The following is a 14632-nucleotide window of genomic DNA, read 5'->3' as shown; positions in this document are numbered from 1 at the left end:
CGCGATTGTCCAGCAGGCTGGTGGGCGCCGTCAGCGCGTGCGCTCACGCACCGCGCAGCTTCTCCAGCAGGCCATTGAGCTCTTCGAGCGACCCGAACTGGATCGCGACCTCGCCCAGCTCCTCGATGCGGCCGTGGCGCTTGACGCGCTTTTTCACCCGCACGTCGACTTCGGCAGTGAGCAGGTCCGACAGTTCTTCTTCCAGCCGGCGCAGGTCGCGCGACTTTTCCTTCTTCGGCTTGGGCGAGACCAGCGCGAACTCGGCGCCGATCTTCTTGACCAGCGCTTCGGCCTCGCGCACCGACAGCTTCTTCGCGCTGATCTGGTTCGCCGCCGTGATCTGCGCGGCGCGCTCGAGCGCGAGCAGCGCGCGCGCATGGCCCATGTCGAGGTCGCCCGCCATCAGCATCGTCTGCACCGGGTCGGCGAGGTTCAGCAGGCGCAGCAGGTTCGACGCCGCGCTGCGCGAACGGCCGACGGCCTGCGCGGCCTGTTCGTGCGTGAGGCCGAAGTCGCGGATCAGGCGCTGCAGGCCCTGCGCTTCTTCCAGCGGGTTGAGGTCCTCGCGCTGGATGTTCTCGATCAGCGCCATCGCCGCGGCGGCCTCGTTGGGCACGTCGCGCACGAGCACCGGCACGCTCTCCAGGCCCGCGAGCCTGGCGGCGCGGAAGCGGCGCTCGCCGGCGATGATTTCGTACTTGCCGGCGTGGTCGCCCTCGCCCAGCTTGCGCACGAGGATCGGCTGCATGATCCCCTGCGCCTTGATGCTCTCGGCCAGCTCGTAGAGCGCGCCTTCGTCCATCCGCGTGCGCGGCTGGTACATGCCGGGCACCATGTCCGCCAGCAGCAGCGACATCGGCATGCCGGCGTTGGCGGCGGACGGCGCATCGGCCGCCGCGGCACCCGCGCCGTTCGATGTCGCCGGTCCGAGCAGGGCCTCGAGGCCGCGGCCCAGGCCCTTGGGTTTCTTGGTCACCATCGTGTGTGTTCTCTCAGGTCGTCAGTTCTTGCAGCAGCAGGTGGCCTTCGGGCCAGCTGCCGAGGCCCGAGTCGGCGTTGATGTGGCCCGCCGGGCCGTGGTCGATGAAGCGGCAGTTCCACGCCATGGCCAGCGAGCGGGCGCGCTCGAAGCTGCAGTACGGGTCATTGCGGCTGGCCACCAGGGTGGCCGGGAACGGCAACGTGTCCAGTTCGATCGGCACCCAGCTGGGCAGCTGCTCGCGGATGTCCTCGCGTTCGACGTCGCCGGGCGCGACCAGCAAGGCACTCTTCACGCGCGACGCGTTGCGCGAGGTGCTTGCCCACGCGGCCACCAGGATGCAGCCCAGGCTGTGCGCCACCAGCACCGGCGGCTCGTCGCAGCCCAGCACCACGTCTTCCAGCCGCGCGATCCAGTCGCCGCGCAGCGGGCGCATCCAGTCGTGCTGTTCCACGCGCCGGTAGCCGTACTTCTGCTCCCAGAGGGTCTGCCAGTGGCGCGGGCCGCTGCCCTCCCACCCCGGCAGAACCAGCACGTTGCTTGGCTTCACTGCTCTTTTTTCCGTAGCAGCTGGCCCAGGCTGACCGGGGCGTCCGCGCCGGCGGAGGCTGTCTTCGGCGTGGCCTTGGCGGGCCCGCCGCGCATGGTGCCGAGGCGCTCCACCATCTCGTTGGCGAATTCCACGAACGACTGGCTGCCGCGCGCCGACGGATCGAAGGCGACGCCGGGCAGCCCGTAGCTCGGGGCTTCGGCCAGGCGGACGTTGCGCGGGATCACGGTGTTGAACACCTTGTCGCCGAAGTGCGCCTTGAGCTGGTCGCTCACCTGCTGCTGCAGCGTGATGCGCGGATCGAACATCACCCGCAGCAGGCCGATGATCTCCAGGTCCTTGTTCAGGTTGGCGTGCACCTGCTTGATCGTGTTCACCAGGTCGGACAGCCCCTCGAGCGCGAAGTACTCGCACTGCATCGGGACGATCACCCCGTGCGCGGCGCACAGGCCGTTCAAGGTCAGCAGGGACAGGGCCGGCGGGCAGTCGATCAGGATGAAGTCGTACTCGGCCTCGACCGGCTTCAGTGCCTGCCGCAGCCGGGCCTCGCGCCGCTCCAGATCCACCAGTTCGACCTCGGCGCCGGCGAGGTCGCGGTTGGCGCCGAGGATGTCGTAGCTGCATCCGGCCTCCTGCAGCCGGTCGCTGCGCACGCGCGCTTCGGCGATGCTGGCCGACTCGAGCAGCACGTCGTAGACCGACAGCTCCAGCTTGCGCTTGTCGACGCCGGACCCCATGGTGGCGTTGCCCTGCGGATCCAGGTCGACCATCAGCACCCGCTGGCCGACCCTGGCCAGGCCGGCGGCCAGGTTCACGGTCGTGGTGGTCTTGCCGACGCCGCCCTTCTGGTTGGCGACACAGAAGATCTTGGCCATCAGCGCGACACCGCCAGCTTGACGCCGAAGCCGATCAGGACGGCACCGGCGAGTTTCTCGAGGATGCGGCCGACCAGGGGATTGGCTCGCATGCGTTCCGCCAGGAAGTGGGTCAGCAGCACCGCGCCGAGCCCGTAGAGGAAGGTCAGCACGGCAATGGTCGCGGCCATCGCAGCGAAGGTGGCGACGCCCGGATGGGTAGCCGGGTCGACGAAGAGCGGGAAGAAGGCCATGTAGAACACGATCGCCTTCGGGTTCAGCAAGGTGATCAGGGCGGCCTGCCGGAAGTAGTGGCGTGGCTGGATGTTGAGCACCGGCGCACTGCCGGGCTTGGCCAGCAGCATCTTCAGGCCCAGCCATGCCAGGTAGGCGGCGCCGGCCCACTGGACGGCATGGAAGGCGGTTGGGTAGGCCAGCAGCAACGCGGCCACGCCCGCGACTGCTGCCCACATGAGGACCTGGTCGCCCGCAATGATGCCGAAGGTGGCGCCCAGCCCGCCGCGGATGCCGCCCTTCCCTGTCGAGGTGATCAGGGCCAGGTTGCCGGGGCCGGGGATCGCGAGGAAGACGATGACCGCGACGACGAACGCGCCGTAATCCTTGACGCCGAACATGAATCCCCCGCGCTGCTTGTTGGAGCGCCGAGTGTAAGTCAGCCCCCTGCGGCGGCCTTCCGCATCCAGACGATGCAGCGCTCTGCTTCGAGGCCTGGGACACGCAGCTGTTCCACGTGGAACACAGTCACGTCGCGGCGCAGTGCCGCCAGCTCGTCGTCGGGCCGCTTGCCCTTCATCGCCAGCCAGATGCCGGCCGGCGCGAGGGCCTGCCGGGAGCCTTCCACGAAATCCTGCAGCGAAGCGAACGCGCGCGAGCTGACGACGTCGTACGCGTCCTCGACCTTTTCAATCCGGCCATGCACACCGCGCAGGTTGGGCAGCCGCAGGGTCACGGCCGCCTGCTGGACGAACGCCGCCTTCTTGGCGACGGCGTCGAGGCAGTCGACCCGGATGTCGGGGCAGCAGACCGCGATGACGACGCCCGGCAGGCCGGCGCCGGAGCCGACGTCCAGCAGCCGTGCCGGCCGGCGGGCGGTCTCGCGCAGCAGAGGTCCAATCACAGCCAGGCTGTCGAGCAGGTGGTGGGTGAGCATCTCCTGCTCATCGCGGACGGCGGTCAGGTTGTAGACCTTGCCCCACTTGCCCAGCAGGCCGAGGTAGTCGAGCAGTTGTTGGGCTTGGCCGTCGGACAGTTCGACGCTGAGCTCGGCGGCACCCGCCCGCAGCGGTGCGGCCAGGCTCATGCGGCCTGCTTGGGCTGGTTCGCCGCTTCGGCAAAGCCCTGGAACCGGTGCTTCTTCAGGTGCACCAGCAACAGCGAGATGGCCGCCGGCGTGACGCCCGAGATGCGCGAGGCCATGCCCAATGTTTCGGGCCGGTGCTTGGCCAGCTTCTGCCGGACCTCGATCGACAGCGCGCTGACCTGCGCGTAGTCCAGCTCGGCCGGCAGGCGCAGGTTCTCGTAGTGGGCGGCGCGCTCGACCTCGTCCTTCTGGCGCTCGATGTAACCGGCGTACTTGGCCCCGATCTCCAGCTGCTCGACCACCGGCTCGTAAAACTGGCCCAGCGTTTCACGTGAAACAGCCGAGGTGGCCAGCTTGCCGCCGTCCAGGGTCAGCAGCTGCTCGTAGCCGACGCCGGGCCGCCTGAGCAGGTCCCACAGGTTGTGTTCGTGCTCGATGGCCTTGCCGAGCACCCGCTCCGACTCGGCCGCCGGCAGCGACCGCGGGTTGACCCAGGTCGAGCGCAGCCGCTGTGTTTCACGTGAAACAGCATCGCGCTTGCGGTTGAACGCATCCCAGCGATCGTCCGGCACCAGGCCCAGCTGGCGGCCCTGCTCGGTCAGCCGCATGTCGGCGTTGTCCTCGCGCAGTTGCAGCCGGAACTCGGCCCGGCTGGTGAACATGCGGTACGGCTCGGTCACGCCCTTGGTGATCAGGTCGTCGACCAGCACGCCCATGTACGCCTCATCGCGGCGCGGCAGCCAGGCCGGCTTGCCCTGCACCTGAAGCGCTGCGTTGATGCCGGCGAACAGGCCCTGGGCCGCCGCCTCTTCGTAGCCGGTGGTGCCATTGATCTGGCCGGCGAAGAACAAGCCGGCGATCTGGCGCGTCTCGAAGCTGGACTTCAGCGAGCGCGGGTCGAAGTAGTCGTACTCGATGGCGTAGCCGGGGCGCAGGATGTGCGCCTGCTCCAGCCCGGGCAGCGAACGCACCAGCTGCAGCTGGATGTCGAATGGCAGGCTGGTCGAGATGCCGTTCGGGTAGATCTCGTGCGTCGTCAGCCCCTCGGGCTCCAGGAACACCTGGTGGCTGTCCTTGTCCGCGAACCGGTTGACCTTGTCCTCGACGCTCGGGCAGTAGCGCGGCCCGACGCCTTCGATCTTGCCGGTGAACATCGGGCTGCGGTCGAAGCCGCTGCGGATGATGGCGTGCGTGCGCTCGTTGGTGTGCGTGATCCAGCACGGCAACTGCCGCGGGTGCATCTCCGCCGCGCCCATGAAGCTGAACACCGGCACCGGGTCCAGGTCGCCTGGCTGCTGTTCCGTCTTCGAGAAGTCGATCGTGCGGCCGTCGATGCGCGGCGGGGTGCCGGTCTTCAGCCGGCCTTGCGGCAGCTTGAGTTCCTTGAGCCGCGCCGACAGCGACACCGCCGGCGGGTCCCCTGCCCGGCCGGCCGGGTAGTTGTCCATGCCGACGTGGATCTTGCCGTCGAGGAACGTCCCGGCGGTCAGCACCACGGCCTGGCCTCGGAAGCGGATGCCCACCTGGGTCACGGCGCCGACCACGCGGTCGCCTTCGACCATCAGGTCGTCGACGGCCTGCTGGAACAGCGTGAGGTTGGGCTGGTTCTCGAGCCGGCGGCGGATCGCCGCCTTGTAGAGGATGCGGTCGGCCTGCGCCCGGGTCGCACGGACGGCGGGGCCCTTGGAACTGTTGAGGATGCGGAACTGGATCCCGGCCTCGTCGGTGGCGATCGCCATCGCGCCGCCGAGCGCGTCGACTTCCTTGACCAGGTGGCCCTTGCCGATGCCACCAATCGACGGGTTGCAGCTCATCTGCCCCAGCGTCTCGATGTTGTGCGTGAGCAGCAGCGTCTTGCAGCCCATGCGCGCGGCGGCGAGCGCCGCCTCGGTACCGGCGTGGCCGCCACCGACGACGATCACGTCGAAAACTTCGGGATAGAGCATGGGGATTCGAGGGGAGCGCCGTCCTGCCTGGCGCGGGGTGGTCCTGCGGACCGGGCCGCCATTGTAAGGCTGGGGCGAAAGCCCTCGCCAGCGAGCGCTCACTGGCCGAGGCACGCACGGCGCGTGGTGCAATCGCGGCATGAAGCTCCTCGTCTTCGCGGGCAGCACCCGCCAGCTCTCGTACAACCGCCGCCTCGCCACCCAGGTCGCCACGATGGCACGTGAGGCCGGCGCCGAGGTCACGCACATCGAACTCGGCGACTTCGACGTGCCCATGTACAACGCCGACCTCGAAGCCAGGGGCACGCCACGCGACGTGGTGCGCCTCAAGGAGCTGGGCTACGAGCATCCCGCGTGGATCATCTGCGCGCCCGAATACAACGCCAGCTACCCTGCCCTGCTGAAGAACACGCTCGACTGGATCTCCAGCCCCATCAAGGGCGATCCGCTGTGGAGCGACGACTTCCGGGCCACGCGCGGCAAGGTGGTCGGCATGCTCAGCGCATCGCCAGGAGCCTTGGGTGGATTGCGCTCTCAAAGCCATCTCGCACCGCTGCTGCTCAACCTGCACTTCTGGGTCGCGCCGACCAATTTCGCCTTGAGCCGCGCGGGCGAAGCGTTCGACGCGGACGGCAAGCTAGTCGACGAGCGCAACCAAAAGCGCGTGCGCGCGGTGATCGATGAAGTGCTGTGGGCCGCCGAGCGGCTGCAACGACGCTGAATCGGCCGCCTCTCCAGTGCGTGGACAACGCTGTTGAGCGTTCCGGCACAACTGGGCAGTTGTCCACAGTCGAGGTGATCGCGCCAAACTTGTTCCTGTTTGGCGGACACCACGGAAGCACCCTCCCGCACAGCATGCAACCCACCGCAAGTCCATGACAATCCAAGGAAAAATGCGGTTGTCCACAGCCGGGAGCACCCTCTACTAGCTACTACTATTCAAAGAATAAGAAGACTAAGAGAGAGAGACAGAACCCCCGCGCCACGCGCGATCGACCACTGGGTGGACTCCGCGGCCCGCCCTCTCCCCCGACACACGGACCCCTGGATGAATTGCCGACCTGGCTGCGGTGCCTGCTGCATCGCGCCTTCCATCACCTCGCCGATCCCCGGCATGCCCCTTGGCAAGCCCGCAGGCGTGCGCTGCATCCAGCTGGATGCCACCCACCACTGCAAGCTCTTTGGGCGGCCTGAGCGCCCCCTGGTCTGCGGTGGGCTGCAGCCCGCCGCAGACATGTGCGGTGCGGACCAGGTGCATGCCCTGCGCTTTCTCGCGCAGCTCGAGGCCCAGACGGCGCCCTGACACGCTGTCCTTGCGGGGACAAGACAGGCCTGCACCTTGCGTCTAGAGTTGCCCGGAACCATCCGCTGGAGTCCGCCATGCACATCCCATCCCTGAAGGAAGTCGTCAGCGCCGAGGAATGGGCGCTGCGGGTCGACTTGGCCGCCGCCTACCGCCTGGTCGCCGCGTACGGCTGGAGCGACCTGGTGTTCACGCATATCAGCGCGCGCGTGCCCGGCCCCGAGCACCACTTCCTGATCAACCCGTACGGACTGATGTTCGACGAGATCACGGCGTCGTCGCTGGTGAAGGTCGACGCCGGCTGCAACAAGATCATCGACTCGCCATTCCCGGTGAACCCGGCCGGCTTCACGATCCACAGCTGCATCCACGCCGCGCGCGAGGACGTGCAGTGCGTGCTGCACACCCACACGCGCGCAGGCGTCGCGGTGAGTGCGCAAAAGCGCGGCGTGCTGCCCATCAGCCAGCAGAGCACCTTCGTGCTGGCCTCGCTGGCGTACCACGACTACGAAGGCGTGGCGCTGCGCGACGACGAGAAGCCGCGGCTGGTTCGCGACCTCGGCGACAGGAACTTCCTGATGCTGCGCAACCACGGCCTGCTGACCGTCGGCAAGACGGTCGCCGATGCGTGGCTGTCGATGTACACGTTCGAGAACACCTGCAAGATCCAGATCGACGCCCAGGCCGGTGGCGGCGAGCTGGTCGAGGTGAACCCCGCGATCATGCAAGGCATGGCGCAGGTGATGAAGACCGTCACCGCGGGCCAGGGCGCCAACATCGCGTGGCCGGCGCTGCTGCGCAAGCTCGATCGCGACGACCCGTCGTACAAGACCTGAGCGTCAGGCGGCGGATGTCGTCTCGCGCGTGCCGACCGGTGCGCGCGGATCGTGCTCCAGCACGGTCACCAGCTTGTCGACCATCTGCACGTTGCCGAACACGGTGCTGAAGGCCACCGCCTTCGCGTCGCGCCCGGTCCCGATGCGCACGATGCGGTCCACCGGCCCCATGCCGGTCGGATCGAACATCACCCACTGGCCACCGAGCCAGGCCTCGAACACCGCATGGAAGTCCTGCGGCGGCTCGTCGAACCAGACATAGCCCGAGACCAGGCGCGCCGGCACGTTGAGCGCGCGGCACAGCGCGATCGACACATGCGCGAAGTCGCGGCACACGCCCGCGCCCTGTTTCAGCACGTCCTGCGCCGTCGACGATGAATTCGTGCTGCCCGGCTGGTAGCGCAGCGTGCGGCGCACCCAGTCGACCACGTGCTGCACGCGCGCGAGGCCGGGCGGCAGCTTGCCGAACTGCTCGCGCGCGAACGGCCCGAGCAGGTCCGATTCGCAATAGCGCGTGGGCAGCAGGTCGCCCAACAGGATGTCGGGCACTTCGGCGACCGGCACCTGCGGCAGGTCGGCGGGCGGCTGGACCGCATGCACCTCGACGTCGGCCTTGTAGTGCACCAGCAGCGGCCCGGGCCGGGCATCGAAGCGCAGGTAGCGGTTGCCGCCGCGCTGGTCGGTGAAGGCGTGCACCGGGACCTCGGGCTCGATCACCAGCTGCTCGCTGACGATGGTCTGCGATGGCCAGTGCGCGGCCTCGATATTGAAGCAGCAATGCGAGGGCTCGCGCACCCGGTATTCCAGGCGGGCTTCGACAGTGGACAGGTGCATGGAGGAGCCGGCGGGCCAAAGGGCGCCAGCGGCTCAGGCAATCGTGCGGGCCCGCCTTCGCCGTGAAGATCAGCCGCGCCCGCAAGCGCGTGTAGGCCCGCCCGTGCAGGCGGCGTCCTACTTGCCGAACAGGCCCTTGAGCCCCTCGCCGATCTTGCTGCCGACGTTGCCGACGGCATCACTGCCGGGCAGCTTGATGCCGGTGGGATAGACGCTGGGCGAATCGACGGTGCCGGCCACCGCGAGCGGGACGCCGGCCGTCAGCGGCCCGCCGCCGACCACCGCGCTGACCTTGCCGCTGAGGCTGCGGTCCGGCGCCAGCGACACGTGGCCGGTGGCCGACAGCAAACCGGAGTTCGCCACAAGGTTCGTGAGGTGCACCGCCCTGCCTTGCGTGGCGACGTCGCCGGTCAACGTGTCGAGCGTGGTCGTGCCGCTGCGGGACACGCCCAGCGTGCGCACCGCCTGGGCCAGGTCGATGCCGTGCAGCACCGCATTGCGCACGGTGAAGTGCGTCTGCGAGCGCATGACGTCGGCCAGTTGGCCGGGATCCTTGAAGTCGGCGCCCAGCGACGTCTTCGCCTCGATGCGGCCGGTGAGCGCCTTGCTGGGCGCAGTCAGGGCCGACACCTCGACGCCCTTGGTCGCGAGGTCGCCGCTGAAGCGCCAGCCGCCGTTCTTCTGCGGCTGCATGCGCAGCGGCCCGGTGACGGTGCCGCCGCCGATGTCCGCGCGCAGCTGCCAGAGCTCGGCCTGCCGTTCCAGCCGCGCCTTGGCGCCGGCGAAGCGGCCGCCGACGACGTCGATCTTCGCGTTCTGCGGCAGCAGGTCGCCTTCGAACCGCACTTCTGCATTCACGGTGAGCTTCTGGCCCGCCGCGTCGACCCAGGTGACGTCGTCCAGCACGATGCGCCGCGGCAACGGCGGCGGGCCGGCCGAGGGCGTGGCGGGCTTGGACGCCGGCTGCTGCTTCTGCGCCGCCGTGGCGACGGCCATGATGCCCTGCTGCGGCAGCACCGCCTTGCGCACCACCAGCGCGTCGAGCGTGGGCTTGCCCGCCAGCAGCGAGGACCAGACCGGCGTGGCGTCGATCTGCTCCAGCGTCAGCGGCGGCTTGGTGCCGATGCGCACCTGGTGCAGCGCCACGGCCAGCGAGGGCAGCACCACGATCTCGATGCGGCCCAGCGTGACCGGCACGCCCAGCGCGCTGGAGGCCATCTGCTGCGCCCGGTCGCGGAAGTCCGCGCTGCCCGCCCATTGCGACAGGGCGAACACCGCCAGCCCCAGGAGCACCACCAGGACCGCGAACAGCCCCACGACCCATTTGATCCAGCCACGCATGAGCACATTCTCGCGCGATGTGCGCCTGCAGGGAAATGCCCCGGGCGCTAGCATGCGGGCCCAACCCCGAGGAACACCACGGCATGAAGCTTTACTACTCACCCGGCGCCTGCTCGCTGTCCCCGCACATCGTGCTGCGCGAGGCCGGCCTGGCCTTCGAGCCGGTGCTGACGCCGACCAAGACCCACAAGACCGCCGACGGCACCGACTACTACACGATCAACCCGCTCGGCTACGTGCCGATGCTGGAGCTGGACGACGGCACGCGCCTGCGCGAAGGCCCGGCCATCGTGCAGTACATCGCCGACCAGGTGCCCACCAAGAACCTCGCGCCCGCCAACGGCACGCTGCCGCGCTACCGCCTGCAGGAGTGGCTGACCTTCATCGGCACCGAGATCCACAAGTCGTTCTCGCCGCTGTTCAACGCCGCCATGCCCGAGGAAGGCAAGCAGATCTACCGGGATCGCCTGTCGAACCGCTTCCAGTTCGTCGACGGCCAGCTCGAGGGCAAGCAGTACCTGATGGGCGACAACTTCACGGTCGCCGATGCGTACCTGTTCACCGTGAGCGGCTGGACCAAGCCCCTGAACATCGACATCTCCGGCTTCAAGAACCTGCTGGCCTACCGCGACCGCGTGTCGGCACGTCCGGCCGTGCAGGAAGCGATGAAGGCCGAAGGCCTGATCAAATAGCGCGTTCCGTCATCCCCGCGAAGGCGGGGACCCACCGCTTCCATTCGGAAGCTCGTCAAGAAGGAAGCGATGGATTCCCGCCTTCGCGGGAATGGCGATTACGGCCTGCCCGGCACCGCGCGCTGGCGCCACGCCAGTGCCGCACCCAACCACAGCGCGCCTGCCGACACCAGCAGGCCGCGCCCCAATCCTCCTGAGCCGTCGGCGATCCAGCCGACGATGGTCGGGCCGACGATCTGGCCGGCGGCGAACACGATCGTGAACGCACTGATGCCGGCGGCCCACTGCGACGCCGGCAGGTTGTGGCGCACCAACGCGGTGGTCGAAGCCACCACCGACAGGAACACGGCGCCGAACAGCAGGCCCGAGCCGAGCACCAGCGGCCAGGACGCGGTGAGCGCCGGCAGCATCGTGGCCACGCCCAGCAGCACGTTGAGGATGGCGAGCGGCTGTCCTTCGCGGAAGCGATCGAGCAGCCCGGCCCACAGGCGCGACGACGCGATCACCGCGAGCCCCAGCAACGCATAGAACAAGGTGATGCGCGTCGCGGGCACCTGCTGCTCGCGCAGCAACGCGACGACGAAGGTCATGTAGCCGATGTAGCCGACGCCGAACATCGCGTAGCCCGCGAGGCCCGGCGCGAAGTCGGTCCAACGAAAGCGCATGCCCGATGCCGCCGTGTGCGCCGCCCCCGCGCCGCCCACCTCACGCAGCACGCGCAGCGGCCACGCCAGCACGCCGGTCGCGATCGCACACGACAGTGCGAGTGCCCACCAGGCCCAGGCCCACGCATGCGGCCGTGCGTGCGCCGCGTCGATCACTGCAGGGACCAACAGCGCGGACAGCGCGATGCCCAGCCCGGTGCCGCCGTAGTAGATCCCCAGCAGCAGTCCGGCGCGTGACGATTGCATCGCGCCCAGGCGCGCCGCCAGCAGCCCGCCGGCGATGAAGAGGAAGGCACTCGCGACCCCCGCGAGCACGCGTTGCACCAGCAGCGCCGTCGCATCGGTGAAGAACCCCGACAAGCCCATGAACACGGTCGCGAGCACGGCGCCAGCCAGGCCGACTCGCGCCGCGCCCCAGCGCTGCATCAAGCGCGGCGTCACCAGCGCGCCGATCAGGTAGCCGAGCGCGTTCGCGGTGTTCATGCCACCGGCGAGCGTGTACGACCACTGCAGATCGGCGCGCATCGGCGGCAGCAGCAAGCCGTAGGCGAAGCGCGTGATCCCGAGTGACACCGCCGCGCCCAGCGAGAGCGCCACGGCGAGGGCGAAGTGCGGCAGGCGCTCCTGGCTGCTGTGCATGGCGGCGCATTGTCCTGCGTCGAGGTCGAGCGAGGCGGGCCGGCCGGGATGTCCCGCGCCGCCACGGGTTTCCCGCGGCGTCCGACGCCGCGCAGGCGCACTCGCCGCTACGCTGCGCCCTTCGTTTTTTTTCCGAAGCACCCCAACCGATGCCCAGCCTCTTCGATCCCGTGCAGGCCGGCCGCCTGCAGCTGCGCAACCGCATCGTCATGGCGCCGCTCACGCGCAACCGCGCGCCCAACGCCGTCCCGACGCCCCTGATGGCCGAGTACTACGCGCAGCGCGCCAGTGCCGGCCTGCTGATCACCGAAGCGACGGCGATCAGCCACCAGGGACAGGGCTATGCGGACGTGCCGGGGCTGTATGGCACCGAGCAGCTCGATGGCTGGAAGCGCGTCACCAGCGCCGTGCACGCCAAGGGCGGGCGCATCGTCACGCAGTTGTGGCACGTGGGCCGCGTGTCGCACACCAGCCTGCAGCCGGAGGGCCAGGCGCCGGTCGCGCCATCGGCCATCACGGCCAAGACCAAGACGTACCTGATCGACGACCAGGGCGGCCGCTTTGCCGAAACGTCCGAGCCGCGTGCCCTGCGCCTCGAGGAGCTGCCCGGCATCGTGCACGACTTCCGCCACGCGGCGCGGCACGCGGTGAGCACCGCGCACTTCGACGGCGTCGAGATCCACGGCGCCAACGGCTACCTGCTGGACCAGTTCCTCAAGCGCGGCTCCAACCACCGCACCGACGACTACGGCGGCTCGATCGAGAACCGCGCGCGGCTGCTGCTGGAAGTGATGCGCGCGATCTGCGACGAGGTCGGCGCCGGCCTGGTCGGCATCCGCCTGTCGCCGGTCACGCCCGCGAACGACGTGCACGATCCGGACCCGCAGCCGCTGTTCGAGTACGTCGTGCGCCAGCTCGCGCCGCTGGGGCTCGCGTACATCCACATCATCGAAGGCGCGACCGGTGGCGCGCGCGAACTGCCCGATCGGCCCTTCGACTACGACGCACTCAAGCGCGCGTACCGCGACGCCGGTGGCCGCGGGGCCTGGATGGTGAACAACGGCTACGACAAGGCGAGCGCGGAGAAGGCGGTCGCAAACGGTGCCGACCTCGTCGCGTTCGGCAAGCTGTACATCGCGAACCCGGATCTCGTCGAGCGCCTGCGCACCGATGCACCGCTGAACGCGCCGGACAAGATGACGTTCTACGGCGGCGGCGCGAAGGGGTACACGGACTATCCGGCGCTGGGGCAGACGAAGTAACCCTGTCGTCCCCGCGCAGGCGGGGACCCATCGCTTTCATTCGGAAGCTTGCAAAGACGGAAGCGATGCATTCCCGCCTTCGCGGGAATGACGAATCAGCGCAACCGCCGTCCCACCGGCAACCACCGCGCCAGCTTCGCGACGCCATCGCGCCCGCTCGCCGCACGGCCCACCAGCGCCGTGCCGGCCGCGAGTCCTGCGGTGCGCACCAGCGGCGACGGGTGGACCCGCGACGCGAGCCACACGCCGACGCCAGCGGCCAGCGTGATCCAGTGTTCGCCGGGCAGGCTGGGCCGCTGCTCGTCGTACTGCTTGAGGCGTTGGAGGGCGTTCATGGCGAATCCTTGGCATCGTCCGGCCCGGCGCCTGACGCTTCGCCGGACGGCACGTCCTTCTGCGCGTCGGCGTCCAGCACGTCGTCCCAGCTGCGCGTGCGCTCGACCAGCGACGACGCATTGCGGCCGATGCGCGACGGGTCCACCGGTTGCGATTTGGGCTGGTTCTGCTGCGCGCGCACGGGCGCGCCGTCGATCACCACCGCACCTTGGCTGTCGCGGTGCTCGGCCGGCAGCGGCTCGGCGTCGCTCAAGACCTGGCCGGGCACCGACGGCGGCGCGTCCGATTCCGGCTGGGTTTGGCCCACCGCGCCGAACGCCCACGCCGCCGCCGCCGCGGCAAGCGCGAGGCGAGTGAGCAGGCACGGCTGGCTGGACATGGGCACATCCTGCATTCTCAGCCGCGGGCCGCCATGTCGCTGTGGATGCGGTGTTGCTGTAGGAAGTGACTGGCCGAAGCACGTCTTTACACGGGCGTGACCGTGGGGCAGTGGGCGATTGACACTTCGATTCCACAGTCCATCCACCTTGGCAGGTTTCCTGCCGGGAACCCCGAAAGGACAAGCACCATGCATTTCCCGCTTCGCAAGCACTTCGTCACCCTCGCTCTGCTCGCAGGCGTGGGACTCGCTTCCGCCCAGGCGCAACAACCGGCGCCGCAAGCCGCGCAAGCCGGCCCGGCCGCGTCCGCCCCGAAGGCGCACAAGTTCGATCCGGCCAAGCGCGCCGAGCGCGTCAACAAGCGCCTGGCCGACCTCCATGCCAAGCTCCAGCTGAGCCAGGGGCAGGAGTACGCGTGGTCGCAGTTCGTTGCCGCCATGCAGCCGCCGGCCAACGCGCCGCAGCGCCCCGATCGCGCCGCGTTCAAGGCGATGACGACGCCGGAACGCATCGACCAGATGCGCGCCATGCGCGACCGCCGCAACGCGGAGATGGACCAGCGCGCCGAAGCCACGAAGACCCTCTATGCCCAGCTGACGCCGGAGCAGAAGAAGACCTTCGACGCCGAGAGCTCGCGCATGTTCCAGCGCGGCCACCGCGGCATGCACGGCCACCACGGCCGCTCCTGACCCTG

At 69.2% G+C, this 14632-nt stretch carries 17 protein-coding genes; 6 read left to right on the top strand and 11 right to left on the bottom strand.

Translation table 11 applies throughout. The features are described from left to right. Positions 1-43 precede the first annotated feature (43 nt). Genes I8E28_RS02205 through mnmG form a run of 6 tightly spaced genes read right to left on the bottom strand, consistent with a single transcriptional unit; the run spans position 44 to position 5650 of the window. Positions 44-979 carry a ParB/RepB/Spo0J family partition protein gene (locus I8E28_RS02205; RefSeq protein WP_200786215.1) on the bottom strand — a complete coding sequence of 312 codons (936 nt, stop codon included), beginning with the start codon at positions 977-979 and terminating at the stop codon, positions 44-46. A 13-nt stretch (positions 980-992) separates the two neighbouring features. Continuing rightward, positions 993-1529 carry an alpha/beta fold hydrolase gene (locus tag I8E28_RS02200; protein WP_200786214.1) on the bottom strand — a complete coding sequence of 179 codons (537 nt, stop codon included), beginning with the start codon at positions 1527-1529 and terminating at the stop codon, positions 993-995. Then, positions 1526-2404, bottom strand: a complete 879-nt coding sequence (locus I8E28_RS02195) for a ParA family protein (protein WP_200786213.1) — start codon at positions 2402-2404, stop codon at positions 1526-1528. Before I8E28_RS02195 ends, I8E28_RS02200 begins: the two co-directional genes overlap by 4 nt. Continuing rightward, positions 2404-3018 carry a LysE family translocator gene (locus I8E28_RS02190; RefSeq protein ID WP_200786212.1) on the bottom strand — a complete coding sequence of 205 codons (615 nt, stop codon included), beginning with the start codon at positions 3016-3018 and terminating at the stop codon, positions 2404-2406. The genes I8E28_RS02195 and I8E28_RS02190 overlap by 1 nt, the downstream gene beginning before the upstream one ends. 38 nt (positions 3019-3056) lie before the next feature. Beyond that, positions 3057-3704, bottom strand: a complete 648-nt coding sequence (gene rsmG / locus I8E28_RS02185) for a 16S rRNA (guanine(527)-N(7))-methyltransferase RsmG (RefSeq protein ID WP_200786211.1) — start codon at positions 3702-3704, stop codon at positions 3057-3059. After that, positions 3701-5650, bottom strand: coding sequence for a tRNA uridine-5-carboxymethylaminomethyl(34) synthesis enzyme MnmG (gene mnmG, locus I8E28_RS02180; RefSeq protein ID WP_200786210.1), 1950 nt, complete (start codon positions 5648-5650; stop codon positions 3701-3703). Before mnmG ends, rsmG begins: the two co-directional genes overlap by 4 nt. 139 nt (positions 5651-5789) lie before the next feature. Here mnmG and I8E28_RS02175 point away from each other — a divergent pair, with 139 nt between their 5' ends. From I8E28_RS02175 to I8E28_RS02170, 3 genes are all read left to right on the top strand, one after another. Continuing rightward, positions 5790-6371, top strand: a complete 582-nt coding sequence (locus I8E28_RS02175; RefSeq protein WP_200786209.1) for an NADPH-dependent FMN reductase — start codon at positions 5790-5792, stop codon at positions 6369-6371. Positions 6372-6698: 327 nt separating this feature from the next. Then, positions 6699-6953, top strand: a complete 255-nt coding sequence (locus tag I8E28_RS20570) for a YkgJ family cysteine cluster protein (protein WP_239027166.1) — start codon at positions 6699-6701, stop codon at positions 6951-6953. A gap of 77 nt (positions 6954-7030) precedes the next feature. Further along, positions 7031-7789 carry a class II aldolase/adducin family protein gene (locus tag I8E28_RS02170; RefSeq protein WP_200786208.1) on the top strand — a complete coding sequence of 253 codons (759 nt, stop codon included), beginning with the start codon at positions 7031-7033 and terminating at the stop codon, positions 7787-7789. A 3-nt stretch (positions 7790-7792) separates the two neighbouring features. Here I8E28_RS02170 and I8E28_RS02165 read toward each other — a convergent pair whose 3' ends face one another. Both I8E28_RS02165 and I8E28_RS02160 read right to left on the bottom strand, forming a co-directional pair. Then, positions 7793-8623 carry a transglutaminase-like domain-containing protein gene (locus I8E28_RS02165; protein ID WP_200786207.1) on the bottom strand — a complete coding sequence of 277 codons (831 nt, stop codon included), beginning with the start codon at positions 8621-8623 and terminating at the stop codon, positions 7793-7795. Positions 8624-8740: 117 nt separating this feature from the next. Continuing rightward, complete coding sequence (locus I8E28_RS02160) at positions 8741-9964, bottom strand: AsmA family protein (protein WP_200786206.1); 1224 nt, start codon at positions 9962-9964, stop codon at positions 8741-8743. Positions 9965-10047: 83 nt separating this feature from the next. On the opposite strand from I8E28_RS02160, the gene gstA reads away from it, so the two are divergent. Beyond that, on the top strand, positions 10048-10656 hold the full coding sequence (gene gstA, locus I8E28_RS02155) for a glutathione transferase GstA (protein ID WP_200786205.1): 609 nt from the start codon (positions 10048-10050) through the stop codon (positions 10654-10656). A gap of 98 nt (positions 10657-10754) precedes the next feature. Here the strand turns inward: gstA and I8E28_RS02150 are convergent, their stop codons facing one another. Continuing rightward, complete coding sequence (locus I8E28_RS02150) at positions 10755-11960, bottom strand: YbfB/YjiJ family MFS transporter (RefSeq protein WP_200786204.1); 1206 nt, start codon at positions 11958-11960, stop codon at positions 10755-10757. A 149-nt stretch (positions 11961-12109) separates the two neighbouring features. Here I8E28_RS02150 and I8E28_RS02145 point away from each other — a divergent pair, with 149 nt between their 5' ends. Continuing rightward, on the top strand, positions 12110-13222 hold the full coding sequence (locus I8E28_RS02145) for an alkene reductase (RefSeq protein WP_200786203.1): 1113 nt from the start codon (positions 12110-12112) through the stop codon (positions 13220-13222). Between the two features lie 95 nt (positions 13223-13317). Here I8E28_RS02145 and I8E28_RS02140 read toward each other — a convergent pair whose 3' ends face one another. Both I8E28_RS02140 and I8E28_RS02135 read right to left on the bottom strand, forming a co-directional pair. Further along, complete coding sequence (locus I8E28_RS02140) at positions 13318-13557, bottom strand: hypothetical protein (protein WP_200786202.1); 240 nt, start codon at positions 13555-13557, stop codon at positions 13318-13320. Next, on the bottom strand, positions 13554-13937 hold the full coding sequence (locus I8E28_RS02135; RefSeq protein WP_200786201.1) for a hypothetical protein: 384 nt from the start codon (positions 13935-13937) through the stop codon (positions 13554-13556). The genes I8E28_RS02140 and I8E28_RS02135 overlap by 4 nt, the downstream gene beginning before the upstream one ends. Before the next feature lie 189 nt (positions 13938-14126). On the opposite strand from I8E28_RS02135, the gene I8E28_RS02130 reads away from it, so the two are divergent. Next, a complete protein-coding gene (locus I8E28_RS02130) occupies positions 14127-14627 on the top strand; it encodes a Spy/CpxP family protein refolding chaperone (RefSeq protein ID WP_200786200.1) in 501 nt (166 codons plus the stop codon). Positions 14628-14632 lie beyond the last annotated feature (5 nt).

This window comes from Ramlibacter algicola, assembly GCF_016641735.1.
GTDB classification, from domain to species: domain Bacteria; phylum Pseudomonadota; class Gammaproteobacteria; order Burkholderiales; family Burkholderiaceae_C; genus Ramlibacter; species Ramlibacter algicola.
The sequence above is the reverse complement of the archived record's forward strand: the minus strand, read 5'-3'. Positions and strand labels throughout refer to the sequence as shown.

Excerpts from the sequence above, each read along its gene's own strand:
- I8E28_RS02135 (WP_200786201.1), bottom strand. The coding sequence starts at position 13,937 with ATGTCCAGCCAGCCGTGCCTGCTCACTCGCCTCGCGCTTGCCGCGGCG.
- rsmG (WP_200786211.1), bottom strand. The coding sequence starts at position 3,704 with ATGAGCCTGGCCGCACCGCTGCGGGCGGGTGCCGCCGAGCTCAGCGTC.
- I8E28_RS02205 (WP_200786215.1), bottom strand. The coding sequence starts at position 979 with ATGGTGACCAAGAAACCCAAGGGCCTGGGCCGCGGCCTCGAGGCCCTG.
- I8E28_RS02195 (WP_200786213.1), bottom strand. The coding sequence starts at position 2,404 with ATGGCCAAGATCTTCTGTGTCGCCAACCAGAAGGGCGGCGTCGGCAAG.
- I8E28_RS02140 (WP_200786202.1), bottom strand. The coding sequence starts at position 13,557 with ATGAACGCCCTCCAACGCCTCAAGCAGTACGACGAGCAGCGGCCCAGC.
- I8E28_RS02175 (WP_200786209.1), top strand. The coding sequence starts at position 5,790 with ATGAAGCTCCTCGTCTTCGCGGGCAGCACCCGCCAGCTCTCGTACAAC.
- mnmG (WP_200786210.1), bottom strand. The coding sequence starts at position 5,650 with ATGCTCTATCCCGAAGTTTTCGACGTGATCGTCGTCGGTGGCGGCCAC.
- I8E28_RS02165 (WP_200786207.1), bottom strand. The coding sequence starts at position 8,623 with ATGCACCTGTCCACTGTCGAAGCCCGCCTGGAATACCGGGTGCGCGAG.
- I8E28_RS02145 (WP_200786203.1), top strand. The coding sequence starts at position 12,110 with ATGCCCAGCCTCTTCGATCCCGTGCAGGCCGGCCGCCTGCAGCTGCGC.
- gstA (WP_200786205.1), top strand. The coding sequence starts at position 10,048 with ATGAAGCTTTACTACTCACCCGGCGCCTGCTCGCTGTCCCCGCACATC.
- I8E28_RS02190 (WP_200786212.1), bottom strand. The coding sequence starts at position 3,018 with ATGTTCGGCGTCAAGGATTACGGCGCGTTCGTCGTCGCGGTCATCGTC.
- I8E28_RS02170 (WP_200786208.1), top strand. The coding sequence starts at position 7,031 with ATGCACATCCCATCCCTGAAGGAAGTCGTCAGCGCCGAGGAATGGGCG.
- I8E28_RS02130 (WP_200786200.1), top strand. The coding sequence starts at position 14,127 with ATGCATTTCCCGCTTCGCAAGCACTTCGTCACCCTCGCTCTGCTCGCA.
- I8E28_RS02150 (WP_200786204.1), bottom strand. The coding sequence starts at position 11,960 with ATGCACAGCAGCCAGGAGCGCCTGCCGCACTTCGCCCTCGCCGTGGCG.
- I8E28_RS02160 (WP_200786206.1), bottom strand. The coding sequence starts at position 9,964 with ATGCGTGGCTGGATCAAATGGGTCGTGGGGCTGTTCGCGGTCCTGGTG.
- I8E28_RS20570 (WP_239027166.1), top strand. The coding sequence starts at position 6,699 with ATGAATTGCCGACCTGGCTGCGGTGCCTGCTGCATCGCGCCTTCCATC.